Source organism: Variovorax sp. P4_D9, assembly GCF_056401695.1.
In genome coordinates, this window is the sequence record NZ_JBFUIU010000731.1 from 1 (window position 1) to 4,387 (window position 4,387).

Here is a 4,387-nt window from a genome sequence, read left to right on the forward strand (position 1 = left end):
GCTCATGCTTGACGCCGTCGATCTCGCGGAACACCACGCGCGGCTTCGACACCGCCAGTTCGAAGCCTTCACGCCGCATGTTCTCCAGCAGGATGGTCAGGTGCAGTTCGCCGCGGCCCATGACTTCGAAGATGCCTTCCTCGTCGGTCTCCTTGACGCGCAGCGCCACGTTGTGCTGCAGCTCTTTCTGCAGGCGGTCCCAGATCTGGCGGCTGGTGACGAACTTGCCTTCGCGGCCGGCCAGCGGGCTGGTATTGACGCAGAAGTTCATCGTCAGGGTCGGCTCGTCGACCTTGAGCATCGGCAGCGGCGCCGGGCTCGACGGGTCGGTGATGGTCACGCCGATGCCGATGTCGGCAATGCCGTTGATCAGCACGATCTCGCCCGGGCCGGCTTCGGTGGCCTGCACGCGTTCGAGGCCCTGGAAGGTCAGCACCTGGTTGACACGGCCCTTGACGGTCTTGCCGTCTGGGCCTTCCATCACCACGACGTCCATCATCGGCTTGATCGTGCCCTGGCTGATGCGGCCGACGCCGATGCGGCCGACGAAGGTCGAGAAGTCGAGCGCGGAGATCTGCAGTTGCAGCGGTGCCTTCGGGTCGCCCATCTGGGCCGGCACGTGCTTCAGGATGGTGTCGAACAAGGCCGACATGTCGGGGCCCCATTGCTCACCCTGGGCGCCCTCTTCCATCGACGACCAGCCGTTGATGCCGGAGGCGTAGACCACCGGGAAATCGAGTTGCTCATCGGTGGCGCCGAGCTTGTCGAATAGGTCGAAGGCGGCGTTCACCACGTAGTCGGGGCGCGCGCCGGGCTTGTCGACTTTGTTCACCACCAGGATCGGCTTGAGGCCCAGGGCCAGCGCCTTCTTGGTCACGAAGCGGGTCTGCGGCATCGGGCCTTCTTGCGCGTCGATCAGCAGCACCACGCCATCGACCATGCTCAGCGCCCGCTCGACTTCACCGCCGAAGTCCGCGTGGCCGGGGGTGTCGACGATGTTGATGTGCGTGCCTTCCCAGGTCACGGCGCAGTTCTTGGCCAGGATCGTGATGCCGCGCTCTTTTTCGATCGCGTTGTTGTCCATCACGGTGTCGACCACCTTCTCGTGCTCGGCGAAGGTGCCGGACTGGCGCAGCAGCTGGTCGACCATCGTGGTCTTGCCATGGTCCACGTGGGCGATGATGGCGATATTGCGAATCTGTTGGGTCATGGTGTCGCTTCGGTCAAAAATAATGTCTGCTGGATTTCGATGGGGCTCAGCAGCCGCCCCGGGATCAGTTCGCCGGCCTTGACGTGGGCCGTGCCCAGAAAGGCTTCCGGCTGGTTGCCGAACACGGCCACGGCGGGCGCATCGGCCCAGTGGCCGCGCCGGCGCAGGCCGGACAGGAAGCGTCCCGCATCTTCGGCGCCGAGCGTGACGCGCGTGTGATCGGCCACCAGGGCCTCGGTCGGCAGCAGGCAAGCCAGCCGCTCGTCCTCGTCCATGGCTTCGAGCGCTTCGAGGGTCACGCACTGCGAGGCCTCGAAGCCGCCGGTCGCGGTGCGGCGCAGCGACGTCAGATGGGCGCCGCAACCCAGTGCTTCGCCGATGTCCTCGCCGAGCGTGCGGATGTAGGTGCCCTTGCTGACGGTCGCCTCGATGCGGATATCGATGTCCGACAGCGCCGCCAGCGCGAGCTTGTAGATCACGATCTCGCGCGGCGCGCGCTCGACCTCGATGCCCTCGCGCGCGTATTCGTACAACGCCTTGCCGTCCTTCTTGAGCGCGCTGTGCATCGGCGGCACCTGGCGGATCGGCCCGGTGAACCGGGCCTGCACGCGCGCCAGGTCGTCGGCATTCACGGCAACGGGACGCTCGGCGATGACATCGCCTTCGGCATCGCCGGTGGCGGTCTTCACGCCCAGGCGCGCGCTCGCCTCATAGGTCTTGTCGGCGTCGAGATGGAGCTGACTGAACTTGGTCGCCGAGCCGAAACACAGCGGCAGCACGCCGGTCGCGAGCGGATCGAGGGTGCCGGTGTGGCCCGCCTTTTCGGCGCGCAGCAACCACTTGGCCTTCTGCAAGGCCTGGTTGCTGGAGAGCCCCAGCGGCTTGTCGAGCAGCAACACCCCGTGCACAGGGCGCCGCTGCACCCGTGTGCGTGGCGCGTTCATCTTCAGTCGTCTTTGGAACGAGAAGCGACGGCCTGCGCGATCAGCGCATTCATGTCGGCCGCACGTTCGGTCGTGCGGTCGAACTGGAAGTGCAGGGTCGGCACCGTGTGGATGTGCAGGCGCTTGAACAGGCCGTTGCGCAGGAATCCCGCGGCCTGGTTCAAGGCTTCGGTGGTCTCGACCGGATCGCCCACGAGCAGGCTGAAGAAGACCTTCGCGTGCGCGTAGTCGGGCGTGACCTCGACCGCCTGGATCGTGACCATGCCCACCCGCGGGTCCTTGAGTTCGCGCGCGATCAGTTCCGTCAGATCGCGCTGGATCTGATCGGCCACCTTGAAGGCGCGGTTCGGGGCTGCGGCTTTTCGTTTGGGCATGGCCAGTGTCGCTTCGGTCGCTTACAGCGTCCGGGCGATTTCCTTGATCTCGAAGAACTCCAGGTGATCACCTTCTTTGATGTCGTTGTAGTTCTTGAGCTTGATACCGCACTCGAAGCCTTCGCGCACTTCGCGGACGTCGTCCTTGAGGCGCTTGATCGAGTCGACTTCGCCGGTGTAGACCACCACGTTGTCGCGCAGCAGGCGGAAATGCGCGCTGCGGTTGACCGAGCCCGAGGTGACCATACAGCCCGCGACCGTACCGATCTTGGAGGCCACGAACACGGTGCGGATCTCGGCCGAGCCGATGATCTCTTCGCGCCGCTCGGGAGCCAGCATGCCGGACATGGCGACCTTGATGTCGTCCACAGCGTCGTAGATGATGCTGTAGTAATGCAGTTGCACGCCGTTGCTCTCGGCCAGCTTGCGCGCACCGGCATCGGCCCGCACGTTGAAGCCGATCACGATGGCCTTCGACGCGATAGCGAGGTTGATGTCGCTCTCGCTGATGCCGCCGACGCCGGCGTACACCATCTGCACCTTGACCTCTTCGGTCGCCAGCTTGAGCAGCGACTGCGCCAGTGCTTCCTGCGAACCCTGGACGTCGGCCTTGATGATGATCCGCAGCGTCTGCACTTCGCCGGCCGACAGGTCGGTGAACATGTTCTGCAGGTTCGCAGCCTGGGCCTTCGCCAGCTTTGTGTTGCGGAACTTGCCGGCCCGGTAGGTGGCGATCTCGCGCGCACGGCGCTCGTCGGCCATCACCATGAACTCGTCGCCCGCTTGCGGCACTTCGGTCAGGCCCTGGATCTCGACCGGGATCGACGGTCCCGCCAACTTGATGGTCTTGCCGTCCTCGTCGATCATGGCGCGCACGCGGCCATAGGTAGATCCGGCCAGCACCACGTCTCCGGTCTTGAGGGTACCGGACTGGACCAGCACCGTCGCCACCGGGCCGCGGCCCTTGTCGAGCTGGGCTTCGATGACCAGGCCCTTGGCGGCGGCATCGACCGGCGCCTTGAGTTCCAGCACTTCGGCCTGCAGCAGCACCTGCTCGATCAGGTCGTCCACGCCCTGCCCCGTCTTGGCCGAGACCGGCACGAACGGCACGTCGCCGCCGTACTCTTCAGGCACGACTTCTTCGGCGACCAGTTCCTGCTTGACGCGGTCGAGGTTGGCGTCGGGCTTGTCGATCTTGTTTATCGCGACCACGATCGGCACACGGGCCGCCTTCGCGTGCTTGATGGCTTCCTTGGTCTGCGGCATGACACCGTCGTCGGCTGCCACCACCAGGATCACGATGTCGGTGGCCTGCGCACCACGGGCACGCATGGCGGTGAACGCCTCGTGGCCCGGGGTGTCGAGGAAGGACACCATGCCGCGGTCGGTATGGACGTGGTACGCCCCGATGTGCTGCGTGATGCCGCCGGCTTCGCCCGCGGCCACCTTGGCGCGGCGGATGTAGTCCAGCAGCGAGGTCTTGCCGTGGTCGACGTGACCCATGACGGTCACGACCGGAGCGCGCGGCAGGGCTTCCGCCTGCTGTGCCGACACGTCGTCGTCGGTGAAGGCTTCCGGGTCGTCGAGCGCGGCGACCACCGCGTTGTGGCCCATTTCCTCCACGATGATCATCGCGGTGTCCTGGTCGAGCGACTGGTTGATGGTCGCCATCTGGCCGAGCTTCATCAGTTGCTTGATGACTTCGGACGCCTTGACCGCCATCTTGTGCGCGAGCTCCGACACCGTGATGGTTTCGGGCACGTGCACCTCGAGGATGCGCGCCTCGACCGGTGCCGCCGGCATGCGCTCTTCGTGGCCTCCGCGATCATTGCCGCGACGGCCACGCGGGCCTCCGCGCC

Annotated in this window: 4 protein-coding genes; all 4 read right to left on the bottom strand. The window is 65.8% G+C overall.

The genetic code is table 11. The features are described from left to right. The coding region (locus AC1DY5_RS43795) for a GTP-binding protein (RefSeq protein ID WP_478120671.1) at positions 1-1,210 on the bottom strand (1,210 nt) is incomplete at its 3' end. Further along, the gene (gene truB / locus AC1DY5_RS43800; protein ID WP_478120672.1) at positions 1,207-2,154 is read right to left on the bottom strand and encodes a tRNA pseudouridine(55) synthase TruB; all 948 of its coding nucleotides are present in this window, start codon (positions 2,152-2,154) and stop codon (positions 1,207-1,209) included. The genes AC1DY5_RS43795 and truB, both read right to left, overlap by 4 nt. Positions 2,155-2,156: 2 nt before the next feature. Then, the gene (gene rbfA, locus AC1DY5_RS43805) at positions 2,157-2,528 is read right to left on the bottom strand and encodes a 30S ribosome-binding factor RbfA (RefSeq protein ID WP_093107543.1); all 372 of its coding nucleotides are present in this window, start codon (positions 2,526-2,528) and stop codon (positions 2,157-2,159) included. 21 nt (positions 2,529-2,549) lie between these two features. Beyond that, a partial coding sequence (gene infB / locus AC1DY5_RS43810; RefSeq protein WP_478120673.1) for a translation initiation factor IF-2 occupies positions 2,550-4,387 on the bottom strand: 1,838 nt, incomplete at its 5' end.

Coding starts and splice junctions, on each gene's coding strand:
- truB (WP_478120672.1), bottom strand. CDS start 2,154: ATGAACGCGCCACGCACACGGGTGCAGCGGCGCCCTGTGCACGGGGTG.
- rbfA (WP_093107543.1), bottom strand. CDS start 2,528: ATGCCCAAACGAAAAGCCGCAGCCCCGAACCGCGCCTTCAAGGTGGCC.